Here is a 23,404-nt window from a genome sequence, read left to right on the forward strand (position 1 = left end):
AACATTTTGCAAAATAACCTACGCTGTGTAAAAAAATAAAATAAGCTGCCCATATGGACAGCTTGTTTACATATTTCTCGTTATTGGAAGTTAAATTTTATCAGTTTTTCCTTCTTTGAGTACCTGTATTAATTTTTATAACTTGTTTTTTTAAGTAAGAAAAACCCTTTAGGTTCCCATAAAGGCAATTATGTCCAAACTAACTAATTCCTTTTCTATATAGTATTAAAAAAGGAGGTGAGAAAATGAGTAATAATGAGCATAAATCTTTAAGTAAAAATAAAGTGAAAATAGAATCGGCACATCAAGAGTGTATTGACCGTGCTTATCGTATTCCCATATTTTTAAGTACGACAACTCATTTAAATGACAACCAACAACGGTTTCTAAACCGTCTAATTTTAGAAATTGAGTATGCTTTGCTTTTTCCACGTACATTGCCTTTAAGTGAAAGTTATCCGGAATCCATTTTAACTGATATTCGTCGTCTAGTTTCATCAAGCTATGGAATGTTGGCAGTAAACCTTCGTCGTTTTAAAATTCAAACAGTTGACGTCAATGTAGGACCTCTTCCACCATCAACTCCATTCTGGGTAGGATCAGTTTATTCACAAGTAGAACCTTCAATGGCTTTTCAATTTGGTCTACCCTTATTATTAGTAAGAGAAGAAGATACTGACGTAAATAATGGAATTTGGGCAGGAGGAATTGCCCCACTTAACCTATTTATAGTTTGGCATTCTGAAACTCAAACTGTAGACCAATTCTTTAACACTCCTGAATGGAGATCAGCTTTTGCAAATTGGAGTGCACAAGTAAGAAATGCTTTTTATATTCAGACAGAACCTAAGTTCAAGTACAGTTGTGAATGATAAACTGGCCCTTTAGTTTTCTAAGGAACACATGAATATTCTATACAAAACTAGTTAATATAACGTCCTATTATCGATAGCAAGGAAAAAGTGGCCCCTTACTCTGACAAGGGGACCTACTCCTGGTGCGGGTTTTCGGGTTCTCGTTTGTTACTGGATTAGTCGAAAACTGTATAAAATTTTGTATGCTCTTAGCGTGGTTTTTTCAACAATGCTGGCAATACCCCTAGATTTAAAAAGAAAAAAGCAATGATTAGATTTTAAACCTAATCATTGCTTTATCCATTGCATCTTGATTTACACCTATATAACGTAACGTAACCTTCTCTGACGAATGATTAAATATTTCCATAAGTAATGCTATGTTTTTCGTTTGCATATACATATGATACCCATACGTTTTTCTTAACGTATGGGTTCCTATTTCATCTAACCCAAACTCTGCCGCTGCTCCACTTAATATCTTATATGCCATGCTACGACCAATTGGACGATTCTTCCCTTGTCTACTTTGTAATAAATACTCATTGTCTTCTCTTTCTTCAATAAACCATTTAAGTTCTCTTTTCAGTGCTGCAGTAATTTGTATTCGTTTTTGTTTCCCTGTTTTCTTTTCCCTCATAGATATATGACTGCCTTTGACATCCCCTACTTTTAGTTTCAAAATATCTGAGATTCTAAGACCTGTATTAATACCCATAATGAAAAGAATGTAATTACGTAAGCTTTTTTCCTTAAAGTACTCTTTTAGCTGTTGTATTTGCTCCGGATCACGTATCGGTTGAACGAAATTCATTATTCATTACCTCCCTTTTCTTCTGTCTCGTAAACTTCTAATCTAAGTGCAAAAGCCAGTTTATAAAACGCTTTAGACTTCCAACGTCGATAAGTACGCTCTGACATCCCTATTTCGTTATAAACCATATAATCACATACGTCCTCTTCTTCTAAATAACGTTTATAAATAATATCTCTTTGGATACTGCCTGCACGTCCATTTCCTAATCGGTTTAAAAACTGATTAATACGTACTGACATTTTCTCAAGCCACTCTTCTCGCTTGCTTTGTTGAATATTTGCTATAGCAACATCTTCTAACGGCTTACCAACTGCATGTGTAGGACCATGCTCACGCATTTCATAAGAAGGAGTAACTTTCATTTCTTTACGCATCATCCCAAATTGCCTATGTATACGTACGCTTTCCAACACACCTTCTAATTCCTCCTGTGTTGCTGATCTATCGATTTTTGGTAAGAAAGATAATTGTTTAGTCATGTAGGACCACTCCTTTTTATTTTTTTACTTTTGTCTTAACGCTCCACGTCTACGTTCATAACGTGGACCACGAATTCCCATTAAATCTTCAATGTCACGAGTGCTTAATTTTTCTTTTCGTTTTTTCTTGTTTTTCTTCTTAGCTTGTTTTGATTGCTTTTTCCATTCGCGCAATTGATCTTTTAGCACCTTCATTTCCCCATCTCCCTTTTCAAAATAAAAAGGACACCTATCCCTAAAACAGCTTTCATTGCTGCTTTAATGAATTGGTGTCCTCTAGTTTTCTAGCCGGACTATATTCTGTTTGCTTTCACTTTAAAAGAATTACTGTTTTAACTGTTCTATTAAATTACTCTATTCATCGTTCCCTTCCAATTCCTCACTCTCTTCACGTATTTGTCCAATTAATGAAATTACAGAACCAACTGCTTGAACCCAACTTCCTATAATATCTATTAGCTTTCCTTCTTCATTTTCATTAGTTTCGTTGTTTACCTGAGTGTTTGTATCTTTCTCCACATCATTTACATTACCTTCTTTATTAGACTGGTCCTCATTTCTGATACTTTTTAATTCGTCAATACCCCCTATTGCCTGTAATGAATTCCCAATTGATTGTAATAAGTTTCCTATAATATTTAAGTGTTCATCTTTATCGGATGTATCCTCAAATTCATCTGCTAATGCTGTAAGTCCACCCAATGCTTGTGTCCAATTCCCGGCAATCACTAATTTAATTTGTGTTTCCTCTTTAAAATCAATAATTAATCCAGATATTACAGTGACGTTACCAATCGATTGGATTTCATTACCAATTTGTTCAAGAGAAACTTCTCCTTGACCATCAGCCTCTAAGGCATTTCCAACAGCCTGTAATACGTTTCCATAAACATTTAAATCCTTTCTTACATTACTGCTTATAAAATCAAAAGGCGTACTTCCAATAGCGGAAGTAATTGTTCCTATTGCTGCAACCCATGCACCAAATATCTCTTTAAATTGGTTCTCCATTTAAAACATATCCCAGCATTAAGTAATTAATATAATCCTATTCAATTACTCATCTCACTGTTAATAATTTCAAATGTCTCTTTACCATCTCCTTTTTTATAATAATGTCTTATAAAAGTACCTTTTTAGGAATTATACGTATTTATTAAACGTAATTCTATATTGCTTTTATACATATTACTTAGCATTGGTTGGATTGCATTATTCGGAATATGGTGGTCTGCATTCTTTCATTAAATGCATCTATCCACTGAATAAAACTCAATATTCCATCCATACTATAGATAACCCATCTTTAATGTGCTGTAACCAGTTAGATTTTATTTAAGACTGAGCAGTTAGCTTTTGCTAGCTGCTTTGTTTGTTAGTATTCTTTTAAGAGGAACAAGTTATATGCATAATAACTCAAACAAAATCCATACTATATTTAGGTTAGGTCTTAAAATTTAAAACCCTTATTCCAAACTTAGACCTAATATATCGCTCCTCTCCCTTCCCTGGGGCTCAGTAGCTAGCTTTTGCTAGCTGCTTTTTTATTAAAACGAATAAAATTCGATATTCTAACAATATTAATCGCAATACAACTTGCTTCTTACCCAAGTTGTATCTACTTGAGCAGTTAACTTTTGTTAACTGCTCTTATATTGAATAAATTTCTAAAACATGTTAACAATATAGGTACACCAAGGTTGAATACGAATGACCATTGCGTTCTTCTTATTCACAGAGCAGTTAGCTATGATAACTGCTCTTTTTTGGTTTGTCCGAATAAAACTCTAAATTTTGTCCAATACTATACATGGGCTGATACAGCTTGAATTCACAGTGACCTCTGTAATTTTCTTTTTCCCTTTCTCTGAGGGCTGAGCAGTTAGCTTTTGCTAGCTGCTCTTTTATATTGATTTAATAATAAAATTTAGGTCTTATTTCTTTTTTTACACCATATACTTCTAACCTAGCCCCAGCTCAAAGTGTTACCTCCTATCTTAAAGGGAACTTATGCATGGTGCTCTTTTTTAGTTTCTATATTTCTACAAAATGAAATTTTTGTTTAGTTTTCTTTCCTGCATAATATTTCGATATCCGTTTATACTATAGTTGTATCCTATGCTACTTCTAAAAGCGTACAATGGAGCAGTTAGCTACTTCAGCTAGCTGCTTTGTTGTGCCAAATAATTTTTTATTTCTCAACAACCATTATTGGAATTAAAATCCCAATAATGGTAATATGAAAGTAACTTTCAGTCATAATTATTAACATGTCAAGTGTTGTTCCCTTTTAAAAGGTCCTGTGTCAACCAGGGCCTTTTAAACTTGTTCCCTACTAAAATAGCTTTTTCTTCAAATACTTCACGCACATGAAAAAATTACATTTGGTATCACGTACTCTTTTACACTAAGAGATTTGATCCGAAGAGCACTTATATATAGTGCTCTTTTTGGTATGGAATGTGAAATAAAGGCTTGCTCTTAAAACCTTTTATGTAATTATTGTAGGGTTTTTCCTTACACCCGTGTGTCTGGTTACTCATAAGTTGTTAAAGTATAAATATAAATTGTTAGTTAATTTATAAGGGAGTTGTAAAAATGAGTAAATTTAAAAAGAATTGTCACATACCCTTTCCATGTGCCTTTCCTTTACCTCAAATCGGGTCTACTGGATTAACTGGTGCTACTGGACCTTCGGGACCTACTGGAGCTACCGGACCTTCAGGTGGACCTCGGGGACCTACCGGGCCTACTGGAATTCAAGGTAGCCTGGGACCTACTGGGCCTCAAGGTATTTCTGGACCTCAAGGGATTCCTGGGATTTCTGGATCTATTGGTTCAACTGGACCTTCTGGAATTCAAGGTAGCCAAGGTATCCAAGGCATTCCTGGCATTCAAGGTCCTATTGGACCCACTGGAATAACAGGGGTCACTGGAATTCAAGGGATTCCTGGCATTCAAGGGATTCCTGGCATTCAAGGGATTCAAGGGATTCCTGGTCCGACCGGCCCTCAAGGGATTCCTGGCATTCCTGGTTCTGTAGGTCCAACTGGACCTTCTGGAGCTGTTGGACCTACCGGCCCTTCCGGGGGACCGCCAGGACCAACGGGCCCGACTGGACCTTCTGGGGGACCACCAGGACCAACCGGAGTGACTGGCCCCACTGGACCTTCTGGGTCACCAGGACCAACTGGACTTCAAGGTATTCAAGGTATCCAAGGGATTCCTGGCCCCACTGGACCTCAAGGAAGTCAAGGGATTCAGGGGATTCAAGGTAATCCGGGGCCTATTGGTCCTATTGGACCCACTGGAATAACTGGGGCGACTGGAATTCAGGGTATCCAAGGTATTCAAGGTAATCCGGGACTTATTGGACCTATCGGCCCGACTGGCCCAACTGGGCTTCAAGGTATCCAAGGCATCCAAGGCATTCCTGGGCCTACTGGATTACCAGGAACCGCTGGAGCTACCGGACCTACTGGGCCTACCGGTCTTACAGTATCTGGGTTATCTCATTATGCTTATGTTTTCAATACAGCAGCTCAAGTTGTTGCCTTAGAAGCACCTATTCTTTTTAATTCACATGGTAGAATGACATCTGGTTTTACTCATACACTGGGAACTTCTCAATTAATGGTTCTTAATGCAGGAGATTATAAAATTTCTTTTTCTGTATCAGGAGTTGAGCCTAATCAATTCACACTTTTTTTAAATGGTGCTCCGGTTACCAGCGCAGTTTATGGATCAGGTGCAGGGACTCAACCAAACAACGGCCAAACAATTCTCGCTTTAGCTGCAGGTGATATTATTACCCTTAATAATCATACTTCCGCTGCTGCAGTTACTTTGCAGACTTTGGCAGGTGGAACACAAACGAATATAAATGCTTCGATTGTAATTGAAAAATTAATTTAATTTAATGATTTATTTCTTGAAACTCTAGCAGTTAATAACCTAGAGTGGATTCTTTTTTTTAACAAGCAGTTAGCTTTTGCTAGCTGCTCTTTTAATTAAAATAACGCTTTTGTTTAAAACTTTTCACATTTAAACCAGACAAGCATATGTTATTTTATGGAAACTTCCCATTCATAGCATTCTACCTTTCTTATTTAAGAGCACGCTTATATGTGTGCTCTTTTGTATTTGCTATGAAATAAGAATTTTATTTAGTTGCCATTAACCTTTTTATCCACTTTGAATATAGTATTATCATCCAAGTGAATACACAGGTCGCCCTGGACCAGCCTCCTTGTATTCCTTGTACACAGAACCCGTTATAACTAGCGGGTTCTGTATATTTTTATCTATACAATAACTATTTTGTTTAATTTATAAAATACAAGCGCTTGTCCATTTCATTTTGTTCTACCCCTACATTTACTATTAGTAATAAGAACTGAATTTTTCAGAGGTGAAAATATAATGGACGAGTTTTTATCTTCTACTTCAATAAACCCTAATTTAGTTGGACCTACTTTACCACCCGTTCCACCATTCACACTACCGACTGGGCCAACTGGACCGACTGGGCCGACTGGACCGACTGGGCCGACTGGACCGACTGGGCCGACTGGACCGACTGGACCGACTGGACCGACTGGGCCGACTGGGCCGACTGGGCCGACTGGACCGACTGGATCACTATCAGTAGCTTACGGAACTTTTTGGCAAACGGAAATCATTACAGTTCCTTTCGAATCCCCTTTTTCTTTTAATCAGGCTGACCCTATGGTGGGGGGAATTTCTCTGTTAAATCCAACCACAATTAATATCACACAAGCTGGGGATTATCGAATTTCTTTCATTTCCTCGATTAACTTGACTGTAGCCCTTTCATTTCCTTATTCGCCTACCATTTCTATACTATTAAATAACAGTCTGATTCCAAATTTCAAAGCTACTTTCGGTCTTTCAATACTAGATCCAGAGGATGTAGATTGCGCTCAACTCATTGGAGACACTATTTTATCAGTCCCAGCCAACTCAACACTTCAACTTATAAATAATAGCTTTGTAGGCGAAACAGCCATTCGTACATGCGATAATGGAATAAATGCTTTAGAATTAAACATTATCAAATTAAACTAGTACAAGTACGCCTTTAAAACTAGGTGTTATTATGGCATCTAGTTTGCAGTTTCCAATGAAATTTTTGTACAAAGAATACACACAAAATCAAAAATAAATTCATAAAATATTTTATATTCTTTTCTTTTAGAATGAATAGTCTTTACAGAGCACTTCCCGAAGTGCTCTTACATTTACATATCAAATAACGTTTTTAATTAATTACGAGAGCGGATTTTATTATTTTGTACAAGCACTCTATTCTTCTTTTAATAAAATATATAGATATCTCAAAGAAAGGAGAGCGACATAAGTATGGCTGATTATTTTTATAAAGATGGTAAAAAATATTACAAAAAACAATCGTATTCTCACCACCAAAAAGACAACTGTTTTATTGAAACCCATACATTATCTGGTTCTAATACAACTTTAAATTTCAGCGTACCAGCTAACACTACAAGAACTGCTTTTGAAGATTTCACCAATAACCACAATAAAACATTACTTGATCTTCGCATTCCCGGTACTTCCCAACCAATTGAAGTAACTATCCGAACAAGAAGTTCTCGTCTGCCGATTACTGTAACAATAGTTGCAGGTGAAACCAAGGTATTCCAAGTAGAGGATTTCCATAGTCTCACTCTCACAAATAATACTAATATCAATAGCAATATTGGTATATTCATTCAAAAAACATTTTGTATCTGTTGCAATAATCAAAATGATTCTCGTAACAAGTATTATAAAGAACAATCAAATTCTCACTATCAAAAAGATAACTGTTTCATCGAAACTCATACCGTAGCTGGTTCAGAAACTACCCCAACCGAAAATGCACCTTTAACTATTATCGTACCCCCTGACACTTCAAGAAGAGTTTTTGAAGATTTCACTAATAATCACAACAAAACATTACTTCAAATATCTGTTCCCGAAGATGTCTCCCCCATCGAAGTCACTATTCAAACAAGAAAATCTCCTACACCAATTATCGTGACTCTTGCTACAAATGAAACAAGAGTATTTCAAGTAGAAGATTTTCAAAGCCTTACTCTCACAAATAATACCGAATTCCTTAATTTCATTGAAGTATTGATTAAAAAGACATTTTGTATCTGCTGCAATGATAGAAATGATTCGTGCGATGAATATTCCCGTGATTACGAATGTGAATGTTAGATTGACTCCCCAAAAGAATCCTTATAAAGGGTTCTTTTTCTTTTACCTTAGTATCATCTAATCATTCACATTTATTCAACATTTCATCTCTTAACAAAATTCCGATTTAATTAATATCCTACAAAATAATACTTTCATTAAAAAACCATTCATATTTCATTTTACGAATAATCTTTTTTATATCGTACATACTATCTGCAAGCCGATTTCCCACGGCTGTACTCTTTCCAAACGGAGCTCTCTCCTCCGTACCACTTGAGAACAGGCGGGTAACTTAATTAGTTGCCTGCCGTTTTTACGTATAATCGTAAAACTTCTTGTCCATACTTTTTAGAGAAAACATCTTATGCCATTTGGAGCGACCTCCAGCACATGATATTTGTACGGCCGTTCCTATAAAAGGAGCGGTCTTATTTTATCTTTGCTTGCCTCTTTTCTATTCAAATAACGCTTTTTTTAAATCCCATTGCCTAATTCCTCGTTTGTCCATTTCACTTTACTCTACCTTCACATTTACTATTAGTAATACGAATTTTTCAGAGGTGAAAATATAATGGACGATTTTTTATCTTCTGCTTCAATAAATCCAGATTTACTCGGACCTACTTTACCAGCTATTCCACCATTCACACTGCCTACCGGACCCACTGGACCTACCGGGGGCACTGGACCTACCGGAGGCACTGGACCTACCGGAGGCACTGGACCTACCGGAGGCACTGGACCTACCGGAGGCACTGGACCTACCGGGGACACTGGACCTACCGGGGACACTGGGCCTACCGGGGACACTGGACCTACCGGGCCTACTGGACCTACCGGGCCTACTGGACCACCCGATGGACCTACAGGAGCCACTGGACCTACCGGGCCTACTGGACCACCCGATGGACCTACAGGGGGCACTGGACCTACCGGAGACACTGGACCCACCGGGGGCACTGGGCCTACCGGGGGCACTGGGCCTACCGGGGGCACTGGGCCTACCGGAGACACTGGACCTACCGGGGACACTGGACCCACCGGGGGCACTGGGCCTACCGGGGACACTGGACCTGGATGCATAGAACCTCTACCAATATTCACTCAAATCGTCTATGTAAACAAAGCTGGTAATGACGCTACTGCTGATGGTTCTGAATGCGCACCATTTTTAACAGTAACTGCAGCAATGGCATCAATAACGGATGCTATTGCGCCATTTCCGGATCCTTTAAATATAACTAAACGTTATGCTATCTCTATTGGACCTGGTAACTATATTGAACCATTAATTCATTTAAAAGCTAACGTTCAATTAGTAGGAACTAGTACTTTATTAACTAGATTACAAATTCCTTTCGATATAAATGATCCGTCTTGGTTTGATTTGAACTTTTCACAAGATCCTAGATCTGGGTTTGTCGATCTGACATTACTAAGTGGGCCTCTGGACTTTAACTTTCAAACAGCGCAAAGTGTTTCAGGTAAATTATTCTTTGTTAGCGTTAATATAACCCCTACTCCTATATTCACAGCTTTATCGACTTCTGTGAACCAAGTGAATATCCGTGATTCAATGTTATCCGGTGGTTATACTCAAAATGGAATTAACATGGCGATGTTTGCTTCATTCGTTTCTAGTGGAAATATTACTATTAATTCACAAGCTACTACAGATACCCAAGTCAATTTAGTTGGTGGAGGAATAAATGGTAATGTCATTATTAATGTGCTATCTGGTCATATTCCAATTGACCCCTTAAATTTAACCAGCTTCGCTATTACAGAAAACATTTTCAATCCCAGCCCTAATTCAGGGAATTTAATTGTCAATGGCGTTAATGACGTTATTACAAGAGTCAGAGCAACAGTTGATTCTTTACCTATTCGTTCCCGGATAAATATTTTAGGAACAAATACATCTTTGATTAGAGTTGATGATGCTTTCGATTTAGCTTATACACCTATTAATCCAGCAAACTGGGCTCCTCTTCCTCCTACTACAGTGCAGGAAGCTCTAGATAGAATTGCTGCATTGCTGGCAGTAACTATCGGTACACCTTAAAAAGAACTTAAATCCTATTTTAATAGGAGCTAAATTGCTATGATATGTGAAAGAAAAGTCTCTTCAATTCTGATTGTAGAGACTTTTTTAGTTTCTAAGCAAATCCGATATCCGAAAGTTAATATATATATCATAAACAAAGTGTATATTTCTTAACAAAATTCAAATTTGATTAAAGTAACTGTGTTTTTCGTTCTTCCATACGAATTACTTTTCCACTTTGATATACAAATGATTGTTCACCAAATCCACCTTGGGGTGGTTCTATTAGTTGGACCTGACCATTTTTAACAACATATATTCCGTTTATTTCCAAATCTATTTCAGCTTTCATTTCTACAAGATTTTCTTTAATAATTCCCATTAAGACCACTCCCGTATGTTATGATTATTTTGTCGAAGCAAGTCGGGAGCAATCTCGACTTTTTTATTTTGTTATAGATATTCCACAACATTATCGGGAATAAATGATTGTTCTAATGATAAATAAATTCGTATTGAAATCGGTTCTTTATTATCTCTCGCAGACTTGCAAAGCTCCTCCGCTTCTTCCCAATCGAACTGCTTATCTTCCACTCGCTTAAATCTCCAAATTCCAATTGTATATTCCTCAAATAATTCATACTGATCATTTGGCGCTGTTGTTGGTTTTAATTCATCAGTAGCTCTTACTTGCTTTGGTACTTGAACAACTACATCCGTAAAACGAACTTTAGAATTTAATCGATGAATGTTTGCTTTCTCAGTATCGAATGCTACTACAGGCTCAACATCAAATATTGTTAACTGCTTTGGCATTACAATCCTCCTAAACCTCTTTTTTATATTTAGATAACACTTGTTCTAAACGTTTACGTTCACCCTCTAAATCCATTTCATCGTGCTTTACAGGCTGAGATTGCACTTCTGTATCTTGTGTATGTAACCAATCAGGGACGATTTCTTTTCTAGTATTACTTCTCCCACCACGAGACTGGTATTTCTTACGGAATTGAGTTTGTGCAGCCTCAACATCAGTAATACTCTTATACCCCTTAGCATGCCAATCTCTTAAAATACCTTGTACATAAGACATATTAGGTGCATTCTTTTCTAGAGCTATTTTCATTGCTTTGATAACAAGCTGTGCATTCAAATCTTCAATCCACGCATTAATCCCTTCAGCCACAAATGGTTTAAGAACTCCTAAGTTTTGCTCATAAAATGCTATTGGATTTTCTTCTGCAACTTTTTTATCACTTGAGCAGCTTGCTGCTTCTTCTTTTGTTTTTGTTTCTTCTTTTTCTTTTGTTTCTGTTTTTGTTTCTTCTTTTTCTTTTGTTTCTGTTTTTGTTTCTTCTTTTTCCTTCGTAGGGTCTTCGAAGCCCCTTATAAGCCACTCAAAACGAGCTTGGAAGTATTCCTTAATACGAGGAATTTTAAAATCTTGCTGCTGTTCTAAATCTAAACATGTCTCATAAAAATCAATTAAAAAATCTTCACACTTAATATTTTGGATTTCTTTTAACACACACTTTTCAATATTCATATTTGTAATAGCATTGAATTTAAGCCAATTAATCAACACAATTTCTTTCGTCTTTTTGTTGTAATGAATTTTCTCGTAATCAGCAAACCGCTCTAGCAGCTTCTCAACCGTTTCACGGTTATATCCTGTATCCATTTCTATCACTCGTAGTGGAAGCTCATAGATACCACTCTGAGAAGTTTTGCTATTAGTCATTAAGTATAAATAGAAGTATTTCTCCTCCGGTGTAAGATCTAAAACGAAAGCATCTTGCCAATATGAAACTTGAACAGGTCTATAAACTGCCATATTATTCATCCTCCATTGTTTTACTTGATTTGCTTTGATATACTTAATCCAATTCAATTTTTAGAAAGACTCTCTATAAGAGTCTAAAATCTATCACTCTGCCAAGTGATAGATTTTTTATTTTCTTCGACTAACTACTGATGCATTTATCCCCTGCCCTTGAAGGCTTTTAACAACTACACGATAACTCTTTGATACATCGTGATCCTCTTTTTCATTACGAAGGCTCTTAAATTCTTTTGCGCATCTATTTAATTCCTTCTCCCAATGATTTGCTTCATCCAACGATTCAGCGTTGAACAAATTATGAAGACATGTAACCATGCAGAGGATTTTGGTCATGAGACCTGTCACATCCTATTTCATTCTGGTAATCAATTATTAATGCATCAAATGTTTCTAGATTATCAAGAAGCAAAGGCTAAAAACTTCGCACAACAATTTTGTGTACCTACTTTTATGTTACGAAAGCTTCCTCCCCTACAGTTAAAAGCATATATAATCTCAGAAAAATTCAATGTAACAACACAATTTGCTGAAAAAAGGCTTTTACATTATGAAAATCAATTATTAGCAAGTAAATTACAGAATCAAATATCACAATACTGTAATTTTCAAAAATAACGATGCAGGAGGTATTGAATATGAAAGGAAGTTTTCGTAAACGTGGAAATACTTGGTCTTTTACAATAGATATCGGTATAGATCCGGCCACAGGAAAACGCCAGCAAAAAAGTAAAAGTGGATTTAGAACAAAAAAAGAAGCCCAAAATGCTGCTGCAACGATGATTACGGAGATAGAGAAAGGCATATATTTTGATGACAAACAATTAACTGTTTTAGATGTATGGGAAAAGTTAAAGCCTCTTCGTAAAGCTGAATTAAAAATTACATCTTATGAAAAAGACATGAGCTTAGTTAGGCTCTATATCCTTCCCCCATTTAGTTATAAAAAGATTAAAAGTATTAAACCCGTAATGATTCAAAGCTACTATGCTGAACTTAAGGAAAAAGGCCTGTCAAATGGTACAATCAGCAATATCCATCGCTGCTTCAGATGCATATTCAAACATGCAGTAGAATGGGAAATCATACATGATAATATAATGAATAAGGTTAAAAAACCACGTGAAGAGCAAGGTAAGATGAAAACATGGTCTAGCGAAGAATGTAATCGATTCCTCCAGTATCTAAAAGAAAAAAATACTAAGTACCATATGTTCTTCTTACTCGCAATCTATACAGGTATGAGACGCGGAGAATTACTTGCACTAACGTGGAAAGATATTGACTTTGATAATAAACGTCTCCTGGTTAATAAATCGCTTGTAAAAACAGAAAAAGGACTATTTAAAGCTGCTACAAAAACTAAGTCTTCAAATAGAAGCATTAGTATCTCTTCTTTTGTTATAGAGAAATTACAATCCTACTACTCCTATAAAAAGAAAGAATTTTTCCGCTGGGGTATACACTTGAATGAAGAGGCCTTTATTTTCACCGGCAATACGATGCATTCGCCCTTACATATAGATGCTCCTCATCGCTTTTTGAATGATCACTATAAAAAAGCTGGTGTTCCTCGAATTCGTATACACGACTTACGACATACTCACGCTACACTCATGCTTCAGGCTGGAGAACACCCTAAAATCGTACAAGATCGCTTAGGGAATTCATCTATTCAAATGACTTTAGACAAGTATAGCCACATCACACAGAACATGCAGCAACAAGCGGCGGAAAACTTCGAGAGCATAATAAAATCTAATGAAAATACCTGATAAAAGATGAACAAATTTAATGTGAGCAAAATGTGAGCATCGAGGGAAATCACCACTTAAAAACCTTGATATAATAAGGTTTCTCATACTATCTCGTTGAATCTTGGGAGAAGAATGAGCAGTTTTAGGTTTGTTTATTTTATGTTATTTAAAACTATAAAAGTGTCACAAATGCCTGTTATATACGCATTTGTGACACTTTTTATTTGTTATATATTTTAAAACAGTAGTTTCATATTAATTGAGTGGAAAATATGAGCAAATAATCGCCTTTTAATTTAACTGTATTTGATAAATTTTTATTTTAAAAACCATTCATTATTTCTCTGTTTATTTTTTCCTATTATCTTATAATTTAGATTAGGAAAGGAAAGAAAATATATATGTCTAAAAATGAAACTGTACTCTATTAAATAAAATTGAGATAGTAATTGAAATTTTTAAAAATATATAAAAAGAAGATCCCTTCTATAAAGATTTATTAAAACGATTAAACCGTTTAGCCACATATCTGCAAAGTAAATCTCGTGGAATTAAAGGCGCAGTGAGAGCCTATACTGAAACTGGTCTCGTAAAAAGATTTGACGATCCTCTACTTATTGAATTAGATAAATTAGAGGCTATGCTAAATGAAAATAAATAATAGTAAACCGACATCGAAAAACGACTCAGATATGTAGAGGAACAAACTGATAGAATCTTAAAGGAAACTTGCATGTATCCCCTTTTTAGAAAAACAAGTAAAACTTTAGTCAGTGGGGTTTTATTCACCCACCACGCGAGTAAAGGTGTGAAAAATTTTGAGTAATATGAATAAAAGCCGAATTGAAATTCTAAAAATGAAAGCAAAAAGAAATGGTAGTAGAAAAGAACTGATAGACGAACTTTCTAATATTGTTACAGTTTCTATGGACTCATTTATGGATCCAGAATCTAATGATTTATTTTGTAAAGACTTATTTAATACGCTAGCACAAACTTCAAACATAAAAAATTTTGGTAGCACTAATTATGAAGAAAACAGAATACTATCAATAGCATTGTTAAAAGAAATAGCTAAAACTATTAAATTTCCAGTTAATCAAGGGAGACTCTTTTTCTCTAAGGGTGGTAAATTTGAAGCAGTTAAACTGAACATTGCTGAAGTATTTGAGAATTTAGAAGCGTTATCAACCATATCAAGATTTCTAACTGGATATGCAGATTTTGTATTAGTTGGGGACGATTTAGAATTCGGGATTGTTATTGAGCGCACTGAATACCACTACGAATTCAGTATGTGGGGCGTATCCACAATATGAAATACGAAAATACAAAAGACCACTTCAAAAATGAGAGTGGTCTTTTTATTACTTTATCTATCAACCTTTCCAAATTATTCATATCAACACTTTCTTTTAAGACCTTCTCTTCCTAGGACCTACAATTAATTTAATCGCCGTTCTTTCTTGATCATTAATAGTAACCTCTTGAAATGCTGGAACAAAGGCCAAATCAATACCACTTGGAGCAACAAATCCTCTTGCGATTGCAATTGCTTTAATCGCTTGATTTATAGAACCCGCCCCAATCGCTTGAATTTCCACATTGCCACTTGTTCTTAGTACACCAGCTATTGCACCTGCTACTGAATTTGGTTTTGATTTTGAAGATACTTTTAATATATTTTCCATGTAAGTTGCTCCCTCTATTATTTAATCGCTCTTTTGTTACGGTTTAAAATATTTCAACGTATCTTTTATTACTATTCACACCAAAAGCAAACAATGCTACATATGTACATTCATTCGATACTTTTCGTCTTCTTCCTGCCCCACTACGTAAATAAAAGAGAATAACCATAAACTCTAATGTACAAATTTTCAAAATAGACATTCGCTTTAACGATCACATCATTGCAACTGAGGATAATGGTTTTATTTTTACATGTGAAATTAAAATAAACATTCCCACTATACTTTAACATTTCAAGATATTCCACTGATATTTTTACCAAATCATTAACCTTTTCTTCTTCAAAAATTGTTACAACTACTATTCTATTACTATATTTCATCGTATTAGCACTTTATACTCCAAATCTATCACCTTTTATATAAGACAAGTATAAAATACTATGTGTATACACTTCATTCATAATAGGAGGTAATATATTGGGTTCATACTATCATTCTTCAAATTCAAATAAAAAATGTTCATGCAACTCCTCTTCTAGTTCCTATAAAAAATGTTCATGCGACCATTCACATAAAAAAAGCTGTCCAGCATACGGTACTTTTTGGCAAACTGAGTTTATAACTGTTCCTTTTGGAGATCCTTTTCCATTTAATCACGTTGGCCCTATAGCAGGAGGAGTTTCCTTACTAAATCCTACTACTATACAATTTAGTCAAGCTGGTGATTATAGAGTTTCTTTCATTTCAACGATTAACACTACTTCAAATCCTGTATTTCCACATATTCCAGTCATGACTATATTTTTAAATAATAATCCACTTGCTAATAGTCAAGGTGATTTCGCTTTCCAAATGAATACTTCATCAAATAACGAATGTCTTCAACTAGCAGGCGAAACGATTGTTACAGTGACAGCTAATTCCACTCTTCAACTGAAAAATAATAGTGGTTTTAATCGTCAAAGTATTGCAACTTGTGATAATGGTATTAATTCAGTTGAATTAACAGTTATAAAACTAAGTTAATAATCCTCTTCACATTCAGATGCTATTTCAGCATCTTTTTTTATTGAATAATGCTCTTTTGATTCCTATAATCAAACATAAATTCCATTGTACGTTTCTGTTAATCTAATAAACATGAAAAAAGTACCGAACTCTTCTACTACAAAAGTTCGGTACTTTTTATATTAAAAACTTCTCATTCTTTCTTACTTCTCCACATAAACCGACTTAACAATTGTACGATTATACGGTTGTCCTTCTTTATTCGTCCCTTTTATATCCATCGTAACGTTATATACTCCTGGTTGCTTTATGTCCTTCAAAGCACCAGTAAACGTATTGTTATTACCCTTTTGTAATTCATTGTATTCAGAGACTAGTTTCCCTTCTTTATTAACTACTCTTACTGTTATAGAAAGATCCCCTTTCATTTCAGGTGCCACAGGTGATTTTTTCAGTTTATACTCAGATTTATTCACTTTAACTTTTGTAGGCATTTGGAGAACAAATGGTGCACCACTATCGTAATCGCTTACAATTAAAAATGCATCTTTCGACTGCTTCGCCATCATTTTAACTTTCCATTCTCCTACATCCATTTTATCAAATTTAAATGTTCTAATTGTCGCACCACCAAAGAAAGATTCACCTTCACCAGTAGTAATAACACTATCCTTATTTGTATACATTTTTCCTTTTGGAGACATCATTTGTACTTCTACATCAGAAGACGCTGTTAAGATAGAAACTATTCCTTCAGCTTTTTTATCAACCGTAACAGTTTGCTCTATCCACTGATTTTGTGGCAATTCTCCTCCTAATATGTTTTGATTTGAAGTTGTATTTAATTGTTCTATATTTTCATTTGAATTAGTGCTGGATGCTACTAAAGCTGGTACGGCTACATTTGCTGTATGTAAATATGGTTCAATTCGAGAGAAAACAGCAGATCCTTTTCGTATATTATCATGATCAAATCTGGAATCTGTAAATAAATGCGTTCCATATGGCAGCTTAGCACTCCACTCATTTACTAGTCCATCATTTGAACCGTATGATGACAAATATAACCCGCCCATAGATAGCGCAGAAAATACTGGTCCCCAGCTAGTACCGGTAACCGTATAGTAACGGTTTAATTTAGCTGCTGGATTATTATCAATCGTTGAACGAAATTTTGCCATTTCCCCCATTTGTAATGAGTACGTACCATCATCTTTTTGACCTAATATAGAAGCAAGCCATCCTGCCCACCAACTATATGATAAATCCGCCAAGTTTGATCCATGATGTGGCGTCGCAAGCGTTATAACATTTCCAACAAATCGATTTGCACCATATTCTACTAATGCAGCCTGTGTATCGATACCGCCTTTACTATGTGCTACAATATTAACTTTTTTACCGAAGTGATTATATATTTCTTCTAATTTTTGTGCTAACAATTTTCCGTTATCCCACTGACTAGCTGACCCTTTCCCAGCAGCATCATATAATTGGATAAATACTGTTTGATAACCTGCTTTTAAAGCATAGTCATACATATCATTTATATCGTGATACACTGTCTTTCCATACCAACTATCAGCATTCCCATTCCTTCCTTGTACAAAAAGAATTGGAGGCTTATTCTCATCGTAATTAGCAGGTTTTTGACCTAAAAACCATTCTCCAGGTGTAAATACTTCTTTATCTGGAAAGCCTGTTTTAAGCTCTTTTACAACTTCTGCTCGCACATTTGTGCTAATCATTGGAACCATGATAAAAAATACAATTAGTAAAGCAACACATCTTCTCATCAATCGCATGTTACTCCCCCCACTTTTTTTGAAAGAAGGTGCTCTTTGTAATTTTTTTATCTTCTCTCTTAATACTAGATAATCTTTTTACTTAAACAAGATCTTGTCCCTATTTTCAAGAGATTACTAGTACCCCTTCTTCCTTAACACACGTTATTCTCTTTGATTCAATCTCTTCCTTTTGAGAGAGCGCTACAAAAAAGTTTCTCAACAATTGTTAACTTTACTGAATCCAAATATCCTCCAATTATTATTGTTTATATAAAGCATACAAATCTTGAAAAAACTTTAGTAAAAAAACACTTTATTACCAGCTAATTATAAAAAAGTTAATGAAGATATGTACTTTTATTTAAATTAAATACAAACTAAACAAAATAGAGGCTTATAATATAAGACTTTCCTACCATTAAATATTAAACTGAAATTTCCGAATAGAAAATAATATTTCCAGAAACATATATTATGATAATTTCCGCAGACTTGAATTACACTTTTAGAAGTACTAACCTAGCGATGAGCAGAAGAAAATTCTGTAACAAGAAAGGAGAATGCTTTATGATGACCAAGTTACAAAAGGAGTTTTTTAAACGATTAAAAATTCCTGCAGAAGAAGTAACATTTGATGATTTAGATGAAATCCTCTTAAAAATGGGATTGATTCTCCCCTATGAAAATCTTGATATTATGGCTGGTACTTTTAAAGACATCTCAAAAAAGAACTTAGTAGAAAAGTTACTTATTCAAAAACGAGGCGGTCTTTGTTATGAATTAAACTCCTTATTGTATTACTTTTTAATGGATTGTGGATTTCAAGTATATAAAGTAGCTGGTACTGTTTATGATCTTTACGATAATAAATGGAAACCCGATGATGGTCATGTCATTATCATATTAAATCATAATAATAAAGATTATGTTATAGATGCCGGTTTTGCCTCTCATCTACCTTTACATCCAGTCCCTTTTAACGGAGAAGTCATCTCTTCTCAAACGGGTGAATATCGAATTCGCAAACGAACTACCCGAAAAGGTACACACATTTTAGAAATGAGAAAAGGGGCTAACGGGGAATCTACAAATTTCTTGCAATCTGAACCATCACATGAATGGAAAATAGGCTATGCCTTTACTTTAGATCCAATAGATGAGAAAAAGGTGAATAACATTCAAAAAGTGATTGTAGAACATAAAGAATCTCCTTTTAATAAAGGAGCTATCACTTGTAAATTAACTGATTATGGTCACGTATCATTAACAAATAAAAATTATACAGAAACCTTTAAAGGCACCAAAAATAAACGTCCAATAGAATCAAAAGATTATGCTCGCATTCTTCGTGAATCTTTTGGAATAACGCAAGTGAAATATGTAGGAAAAACACTAGAAAGAGGCTAGTTGACTAGAAGTATTTCATAATAAAGCAGATTCCATATTTAGAATCTGCTTTATTTTATATTTTGTTATAAAGAAATTTATTTTGCTCTTATCCTTTAATTTTCAATCATATACTCATCATCATATTTATCGTATTGGAGCCCTGATCCTATTTTTGATTCCGTAACTTGATCTCTTAAAAACGGTGCAGCTTCCATTTTGCTAGTTGCAATTTCAATTCCATATTTTTTCGTTAAATGGGCTAATTCTATTAAAAACCACTCTCTTCGCAATGTAACTGGAATATCAAATGTTCTTCTTTTCATATATAATAGCACCTCTTTAATTTCATAACTTAATGAACATCATTACACGCACGTGTGAAAACTACCTTTCATCACTAACATCCAATGAAACATTATAGTATATGCATGTCCATTTTAAACGTGCTATTACAAAACAACATTTCAGTTTACATAATCATATTATGTAAGAGTAAAAGAGAAAGGTATATCCCTTCTCTTCTACTCTAGAAATTTAAATTAAGAACATCTTGGTACACCTAAAGCTAAGAATAAACCTGCTATTCCCGCAGTAATCGGTACTTTTAACGTAATAACATCGTCTACTTTCGTTACTAAAAAGAAAGCATTACCTTCTTGTAATATACAAGTTACCAATAATTGAAATTCCATTTAACCCCCCTCCTTTCAATCGATATATTATACTTTATGAATTTCCTTTAAAAATGTAATAGGAAACACATCTATTTTTCCTTATATATAAAATAAATGTTTATAAGTCTATTAAAAATACTAATTTTCTAAATTTATATAAATCGTGTAATATCCAATAAGTTCCTATATAATCAATAGTGAAAATCTTACAAATGGAGGTATAAAAATGGCGATTTTGAGTAATATTGGTGCAGCTTTATTTTTTATTGCTTTTATTCTTTTAATACTATGTATCATTTCATTCTTTAAGAAAAATGGAAAAGCAAAACACTATGGTCGTCCTACTGTTATTCTTTTTATGATTTCAATTCTCTTAATAGGAATGGGCACTACAAAATCTGAACACCCAGTCATCGATTTTTTTGCTACTTTAAGTTTAATTTTATTTATTTTTTTCCTTGTTCTAGCAATCTTATCCGTAATTAAAAAGACAGGTGTAGCAAAAAAACAATTTATTATCACTGCTATTTTATTTGTCATTTTTGTTGCATTATCAAGTATTTCAGCTCCTTCTTCTGAAAAGACGACAGCAACAAATAAACAAGTCGCTTCTAATAATGCAGAGAAAAAAGATGATAAAAAGAAAGAAGCGGACGAGAAAACTCAAAAGCAAGAAGATGAGAAGCGTCTAGCCGATGAACAAGCTCGTAAGCAAGAGGATGAAAAACGCCAAGCCGAAGAGCAAGCTCGTAAGCAAGAGGATGAAAAACGTCTAGCTGATGAACAAGCTCGTAAACAACAAGAAGAACAAAAACGTCTAGCTGATGAACAGGCTCGTAAACAACAAGAGGAGCAAAAACGCCAGGCTGATGAACAGGCTCGTAAACAACAAGAAGAGCAAAAACGCCAGGCTGATGAGCAAGTTCGTAAACAACAAGAAGAACAGAAAAAAGCACAGCAAGCTCAAACACAACCTGCTGCAAGTAGCAATAGTAATGTAACTTACAAAAATTGTACTGAAGTTAAAAATGCTGGGAAAGCTCCATTATATAGAGACCAACCAGGTTATAGCTCTAAACTCGATCGTGATGGTGATGGAGTTGCATGTGAAAAATAGTAATGAAAAAAGAAGCTTAGTAGAAGCTTCTTTTTTTTACTGTTACGTATAAAATCTAATTACTCTTCCATTCTTGTAAGCAATATATCAATTTAAAATAGCATCTTATTTTTTAAATACTTGTAACATTAACCATTAACTGGATCTATACTCCAATTAATGATTTCAATATGTTTCACCTCCACTTTCCCTTTGACAAGAACATGTGGAATTAGGTGAAACATCCCAAATCTTCTACCCTTTTCGTATTCATCTCTGTAATATTCTTTTGTGCAGGTATTTAATTGCTTTAATTCTCTATATTCATTAAAGTTGATGAGTTCTATTTCACATTCTTTTAATTCTCTATTTGGTCCATCCCAATTATGCTTTGAGTACTTGTATATTGCCATACACTGACCATTCAGTGCACTAATAGGAATTTTATAAAACAGTTTATTTGTATTAATGTTTATTCCTATTTCCAGTAATACTTTATAAATCTCATAAGGATGCAGTGGTAAAAAATGCACAACATCATTCCATAAACATTCTAGTTTTGGTATTTTACGTGTTAATAAGTTCTCCCTTTGAGTATGATCTTTATATTTTTGTATATACTCACCATATAAAATTGGATATACCCTTTTCAATTCATTTAATGGGATTAAATATTCTCCTTTTAGTTCTTCTGGTACCATATGATAAACATATTCCATAAAAACCTCCTATAAAAGATATACTTCCTACCCAAAAGCGTCTTAGATTGATAGAAAATAAATTTGTAAATCATCTATACCTTAATAATGCACTATGGATAATTTCCTGCTCAAAAAATTCTTCGTCATCAGTTCTATTATTTCCTCTATTAAATATCACTCCTATTATTCTCAAATCAGACACATAATAAGTGATTTCAATCACCACATTGTTTTTCATTTATCGCTATTCTTAATTTAGATATTACATTTAAACTTTATGGAGGCATTCATATGGAACATACATTTACTGAAACTTCAATTGTTGGTGAGATTGTTACACAATTTCCGAAAGCTAGTGATCTTTTTAAATCGTATAGAATAGATTTTTGTTGCGGTGGTAATAAGCCACTTATTGATGCAATTCATGAAAGAAATTTATCAGCTTCTGAAGTAATTACAGAGTTAAATACGCTTTATCATAATACGAAACTATTAAATGAATCTGAAATTGATTGGAAAAATGCTTCTTATCGCGAATTGATTGATTATGTAATTAATAAGCATCATCGTTATTTAAATGAAGAGTTACCGCAGTTAAGTCCATATGTGACGAAAGTATTACGTGTTCATGGAGTAAATCAGCCTCATTTAGCTCAAATTCATAAGCTATTTCATGAACTTAAAATGGAATTAGAACAGCATTTAATTAAAGAAGAAACGGAAGATTTTCCATTAATTTTAGAATTTGAACAAAATCCAACTGATGAAAACTATGCAAAGTTACGTAAAGTAGTAGATGAACTAGAAAATGAACACAATCATGCCGGAAATATTATAAAAGAACTTCGTAAAGTGACAAATGACTTTACTCCTCCAGAAGGAGCTTGCGGCACTTATCGACTTGTGTATCAACGCCTTGAAGCGCTAGAGTCTGATTTATTTGAGCATATTCATTTAGAAAATAATATTTTATTTCCACGTGCCATTACGAGAGCATAAATTAAGTGCAGGACATGAGTGTAAATACTTA

24 protein-coding genes and 1 pseudogene are annotated in these 23,404 nt (G+C 34.5%); 12 read left to right on the forward strand and 13 right to left on the reverse strand.

The features are described 5' to 3' along the window. Nucleotides 1-245: 245 nt before the first annotated feature. Complete coding sequence (locus tag MNO09_RS20120) at nucleotides 246-872, forward strand: hypothetical protein (protein ID WP_000069270.1); 627 nt, start codon at nucleotides 246-248, stop codon at nucleotides 870-872. A 253-nt stretch (nucleotides 873-1,125) separates the two neighbouring features. Here MNO09_RS20120 and MNO09_RS20125 read toward each other — a convergent pair whose 3' ends face one another. From MNO09_RS20125 to MNO09_RS20140, 4 genes are all read right to left on the reverse strand, one after another. After that, a complete protein-coding gene (locus MNO09_RS20125) occupies nucleotides 1,126-1,668 on the reverse strand; it encodes a site-specific integrase (RefSeq protein ID WP_001012158.1) in 543 nt (180 codons plus the stop codon). Then, a complete protein-coding gene (locus MNO09_RS20130) occupies nucleotides 1,668-2,150 on the reverse strand; it encodes an ArpU family phage packaging/lysis transcriptional regulator (RefSeq protein ID WP_000166159.1) in 483 nt (160 codons plus the stop codon). The genes MNO09_RS20125 and MNO09_RS20130 overlap by 1 nt, the downstream gene beginning before the upstream one ends. A gap of 24 nt (nucleotides 2,151-2,174) precedes the next feature. Next, on the reverse strand, nucleotides 2,175-2,345 hold the full coding sequence (locus MNO09_RS20135) for a hypothetical protein (RefSeq protein WP_000866149.1): 171 nt from the start codon (nucleotides 2,343-2,345) through the stop codon (nucleotides 2,175-2,177). Between the two features lie 159 nt (nucleotides 2,346-2,504). Further along, complete coding sequence (locus MNO09_RS20140; protein WP_000431217.1) at nucleotides 2,505-3,161, reverse strand: DUF6944 family repetitive protein; 657 nt, start codon at nucleotides 3,159-3,161, stop codon at nucleotides 2,505-2,507. A gap of 1,587 nt (nucleotides 3,162-4,748) precedes the next feature. Here MNO09_RS20140 and MNO09_RS20145 point away from each other — a divergent pair. From MNO09_RS20145 to MNO09_RS20160, 4 genes are all read left to right on the forward strand, one after another. After that, nucleotides 4,749-6,065 carry a BclA C-terminal domain-containing protein gene (locus MNO09_RS20145; RefSeq protein ID WP_088107116.1) on the forward strand — a complete coding sequence of 439 codons (1,317 nt, stop codon included), beginning with the start codon at nucleotides 4,749-4,751 and terminating at the stop codon, nucleotides 6,063-6,065. Nucleotides 6,066-6,572: 507 nt separating this feature from the next. Continuing rightward, nucleotides 6,573-7,238, forward strand: coding sequence for an exosporium leader peptide-containing protein (locus tag MNO09_RS20150; RefSeq protein WP_086398573.1), 666 nt, complete (start codon nucleotides 6,573-6,575; stop codon nucleotides 7,236-7,238). Between the two features lie 294 nt (nucleotides 7,239-7,532). Then, nucleotides 7,533-8,399: a hypothetical protein gene (locus MNO09_RS20155; protein WP_000796374.1), complete on the forward strand. Its 867-nt coding sequence runs from the start codon at nucleotides 7,533-7,535 to the stop codon at nucleotides 8,397-8,399. 553 nt (nucleotides 8,400-8,952) lie between these two features. After that, the gene (locus MNO09_RS20160) at nucleotides 8,953-10,446 is read left to right on the forward strand and encodes an exosporium leader peptide-containing protein (protein ID WP_241950046.1); all 1,494 of its coding nucleotides are present in this window, start codon (nucleotides 8,953-8,955) and stop codon (nucleotides 10,444-10,446) included. Nucleotides 10,447-10,618: 172 nt separating this feature from the next. Here MNO09_RS20160 and MNO09_RS20165 read toward each other — a convergent pair whose 3' ends face one another. The 4 genes from MNO09_RS20165 to MNO09_RS20180 form a co-directional block, all read right to left on the reverse strand. Further along, complete coding sequence (locus MNO09_RS20165; RefSeq protein ID WP_000511362.1) at nucleotides 10,619-10,810, reverse strand: DUF3954 domain-containing protein; 192 nt, start codon at nucleotides 10,808-10,810, stop codon at nucleotides 10,619-10,621. A 71-nt stretch (nucleotides 10,811-10,881) separates the two neighbouring features. Further along, the gene (locus MNO09_RS20170) at nucleotides 10,882-11,244 is read right to left on the reverse strand and encodes a hypothetical protein (protein ID WP_001125993.1); all 363 of its coding nucleotides are present in this window, start codon (nucleotides 11,242-11,244) and stop codon (nucleotides 10,882-10,884) included. 10 nt (nucleotides 11,245-11,254) lie between these two features. After that, nucleotides 11,255-12,262, reverse strand: a complete 1,008-nt coding sequence (locus MNO09_RS20175) for a DnaD domain-containing protein (protein ID WP_061673109.1) — start codon at nucleotides 12,260-12,262, stop codon at nucleotides 11,255-11,257. 117 nt (nucleotides 12,263-12,379) lie between these two features. Continuing rightward, nucleotides 12,380-12,604, reverse strand: a complete 225-nt coding sequence (locus tag MNO09_RS20180; RefSeq protein WP_000161462.1) for a hypothetical protein — start codon at nucleotides 12,602-12,604, stop codon at nucleotides 12,380-12,382. Here MNO09_RS20180 and MNO09_RS20185 point away from each other — a divergent pair. The 3 genes and pseudogenes from MNO09_RS20185 to MNO09_RS20195 form a co-directional block, all read left to right on the forward strand. After that, a pseudogene (locus MNO09_RS20185) lies at nucleotides 12,590-12,886 on the forward strand (ImmA/IrrE family metallo-endopeptidase); the annotation flags it as partial. The gene MNO09_RS20180 and the pseudogene MNO09_RS20185 sit on opposite strands and share 15 nt — an antisense overlap. Nucleotides 12,887-12,906: 20 nt before the next feature. Beyond that, on the forward strand, nucleotides 12,907-14,043 hold the full coding sequence (locus tag MNO09_RS20190) for a site-specific integrase (protein ID WP_000678744.1): 1,137 nt from the start codon (nucleotides 12,907-12,909) through the stop codon (nucleotides 14,041-14,043). Nucleotides 14,044-14,843: 800 nt separating this feature from the next. Continuing rightward, complete coding sequence (locus MNO09_RS20195; protein WP_000069070.1) at nucleotides 14,844-15,344, forward strand: YxiF family protein; 501 nt, start codon at nucleotides 14,844-14,846, stop codon at nucleotides 15,342-15,344. A 96-nt stretch (nucleotides 15,345-15,440) separates the two neighbouring features. Here the strand turns inward: MNO09_RS20195 and spoVS are convergent, their stop codons facing one another. After that, nucleotides 15,441-15,716, reverse strand: coding sequence for a stage V sporulation protein SpoVS (spoVS, locus tag MNO09_RS20200; RefSeq protein WP_000427789.1), 276 nt, complete (start codon nucleotides 15,714-15,716; stop codon nucleotides 15,441-15,443). Nucleotides 15,717-16,196: 480 nt separating this feature from the next. Here spoVS and MNO09_RS20205 point away from each other — a divergent pair, with 480 nt between their 5' ends. Beyond that, nucleotides 16,197-16,745: a hypothetical protein gene (locus tag MNO09_RS20205; protein WP_000536143.1), complete on the forward strand. Its 549-nt coding sequence runs from the start codon at nucleotides 16,197-16,199 to the stop codon at nucleotides 16,743-16,745. A 185-nt stretch (nucleotides 16,746-16,930) separates the two neighbouring features. Here the strand turns inward: MNO09_RS20205 and MNO09_RS20210 are convergent, their stop codons facing one another. Further along, on the reverse strand, nucleotides 16,931-18,532 hold the full coding sequence (locus MNO09_RS20210; protein ID WP_241950047.1) for an esterase/lipase family protein: 1,602 nt from the start codon (nucleotides 18,530-18,532) through the stop codon (nucleotides 16,931-16,933). Nucleotides 18,533-19,081: 549 nt separating this feature from the next. Here MNO09_RS20210 and MNO09_RS20215 point away from each other — a divergent pair. Then, a complete protein-coding gene (locus MNO09_RS20215) occupies nucleotides 19,082-19,921 on the forward strand; it encodes an arylamine N-acetyltransferase family protein (protein ID WP_000988431.1) in 840 nt (279 codons plus the stop codon). A gap of 95 nt (nucleotides 19,922-20,016) precedes the next feature. On the opposite strand, the gene MNO09_RS20220 is transcribed toward MNO09_RS20215, so the two are convergent. Further along, on the reverse strand, nucleotides 20,017-20,226 hold the full coding sequence (locus MNO09_RS20220; protein WP_000830254.1) for a hypothetical protein: 210 nt from the start codon (nucleotides 20,224-20,226) through the stop codon (nucleotides 20,017-20,019). A 216-nt stretch (nucleotides 20,227-20,442) separates the two neighbouring features. Then, nucleotides 20,443-20,595 carry an exosporium protein ExsG gene (gene exsG / locus MNO09_RS20225; protein ID WP_000395677.1) on the reverse strand — a complete coding sequence of 51 codons (153 nt, stop codon included), beginning with the start codon at nucleotides 20,593-20,595 and terminating at the stop codon, nucleotides 20,443-20,445. 208 nt (nucleotides 20,596-20,803) lie between these two features. Here exsG and MNO09_RS20230 point away from each other — a divergent pair, with 208 nt between their 5' ends. Continuing rightward, entirely contained in the window at nucleotides 20,804-21,694 is an 891-nt protein-coding gene (locus tag MNO09_RS20230) for an excalibur calcium-binding domain-containing protein (protein WP_000996461.1), read from the forward strand. A gap of 128 nt (nucleotides 21,695-21,822) precedes the next feature. Here the strand turns inward: MNO09_RS20230 and MNO09_RS20235 are convergent, their stop codons facing one another. Then, on the reverse strand, nucleotides 21,823-22,392 hold the full coding sequence (locus MNO09_RS20235; RefSeq protein ID WP_000456962.1) for a hypothetical protein: 570 nt from the start codon (nucleotides 22,390-22,392) through the stop codon (nucleotides 21,823-21,825). Between the two features lie 273 nt (nucleotides 22,393-22,665). On the opposite strand from MNO09_RS20235, the gene ric reads away from it, so the two are divergent. Then, entirely contained in the window at nucleotides 22,666-23,373 is a 708-nt protein-coding gene (gene ric / locus MNO09_RS20240; RefSeq protein WP_064473964.1) for an iron-sulfur cluster repair di-iron protein, read from the forward strand. Nucleotides 23,374-23,404 lie beyond the last annotated feature (31 nt).

Source organism: Bacillus sp. N5-665 (assembly GCF_022637375.2).
Lineage (GTDB): Bacteria > Bacillota > Bacilli > Bacillales > Bacillaceae_G > Bacillus_A > Bacillus_A wiedmannii.

Excerpts from the sequence above, each read along its gene's own strand:
- MNO09_RS20120 (WP_000069270.1), top strand. The coding sequence starts at position 246 with ATGAGTAATAATGAGCATAAATCTTTAAGTAAAAATAAAGTGAAAATA.
- MNO09_RS20125 (WP_001012158.1), bottom strand. The coding sequence starts at position 1,668 with ATGAATTTCGTTCAACCGATACGTGATCCGGAGCAAATACAACAGCTA.
- MNO09_RS20130 (WP_000166159.1), bottom strand. The coding sequence starts at position 2,150 with ATGACTAAACAATTATCTTTCTTACCAAAAATCGATAGATCAGCAACA.
- MNO09_RS20135 (WP_000866149.1), bottom strand. The coding sequence starts at position 2,345 with ATGAAGGTGCTAAAAGATCAATTGCGCGAATGGAAAAAGCAATCAAAA.
- MNO09_RS20140 (WP_000431217.1), bottom strand. The coding sequence starts at position 3,161 with ATGGAGAACCAATTTAAAGAGATATTTGGTGCATGGGTTGCAGCAATA.
- MNO09_RS20145 (WP_088107116.1), top strand. The coding sequence starts at position 4,749 with ATGAGTAAATTTAAAAAGAATTGTCACATACCCTTTCCATGTGCCTTT.
- MNO09_RS20150 (WP_086398573.1), top strand. The coding sequence starts at position 6,573 with ATGGACGAGTTTTTATCTTCTACTTCAATAAACCCTAATTTAGTTGGA.
- MNO09_RS20155 (WP_000796374.1), top strand. The coding sequence starts at position 7,533 with ATGGCTGATTATTTTTATAAAGATGGTAAAAAATATTACAAAAAACAA.
- MNO09_RS20160 (WP_241950046.1), top strand. The coding sequence starts at position 8,953 with ATGGACGATTTTTTATCTTCTGCTTCAATAAATCCAGATTTACTCGGA.
- MNO09_RS20165 (WP_000511362.1), bottom strand. The coding sequence starts at position 10,810 with ATGGGAATTATTAAAGAAAATCTTGTAGAAATGAAAGCTGAAATAGAT.
- MNO09_RS20170 (WP_001125993.1), bottom strand. The coding sequence starts at position 11,244 with ATGCCAAAGCAGTTAACAATATTTGATGTTGAGCCTGTAGTAGCATTC.
- MNO09_RS20175 (WP_061673109.1), bottom strand. The coding sequence starts at position 12,262 with ATGGCAGTTTATAGACCTGTTCAAGTTTCATATTGGCAAGATGCTTTC.
- MNO09_RS20180 (WP_000161462.1), bottom strand. The coding sequence starts at position 12,604 with ATGACCAAAATCCTCTGCATGGTTACATGTCTTCATAATTTGTTCAAC.
- MNO09_RS20190 (WP_000678744.1), top strand. The coding sequence starts at position 12,907 with ATGAAAGGAAGTTTTCGTAAACGTGGAAATACTTGGTCTTTTACAATA.
- spoVS (WP_000427789.1), bottom strand. The coding sequence starts at position 15,716 with ATGGAAAATATATTAAAAGTATCTTCAAAATCAAAACCAAATTCAGTA.
- MNO09_RS20210 (WP_241950047.1), bottom strand. The coding sequence starts at position 18,532 with ATGCGATTGATGAGAAGATGTGTTGCTTTACTAATTGTATTTTTTATC.
- MNO09_RS20215 (WP_000988431.1), top strand. The coding sequence starts at position 19,082 with ATGATGACCAAGTTACAAAAGGAGTTTTTTAAACGATTAAAAATTCCT.
- MNO09_RS20220 (WP_000830254.1), bottom strand. The coding sequence starts at position 20,226 with ATGAAAAGAAGAACATTTGATATTCCAGTTACATTGCGAAGAGAGTGG.
- exsG (WP_000395677.1), bottom strand. The coding sequence starts at position 20,595 with ATGGAATTTCAATTATTGGTAACTTGTATATTACAAGAAGGTAATGCT.
- MNO09_RS20230 (WP_000996461.1), top strand. The coding sequence starts at position 20,804 with ATGGCGATTTTGAGTAATATTGGTGCAGCTTTATTTTTTATTGCTTTT.
- MNO09_RS20235 (WP_000456962.1), bottom strand. The coding sequence starts at position 22,392 with ATGGAATATGTTTATCATATGGTACCAGAAGAACTAAAAGGAGAATAT.
- ric (WP_064473964.1), top strand. The coding sequence starts at position 22,666 with ATGGAACATACATTTACTGAAACTTCAATTGTTGGTGAGATTGTTACA.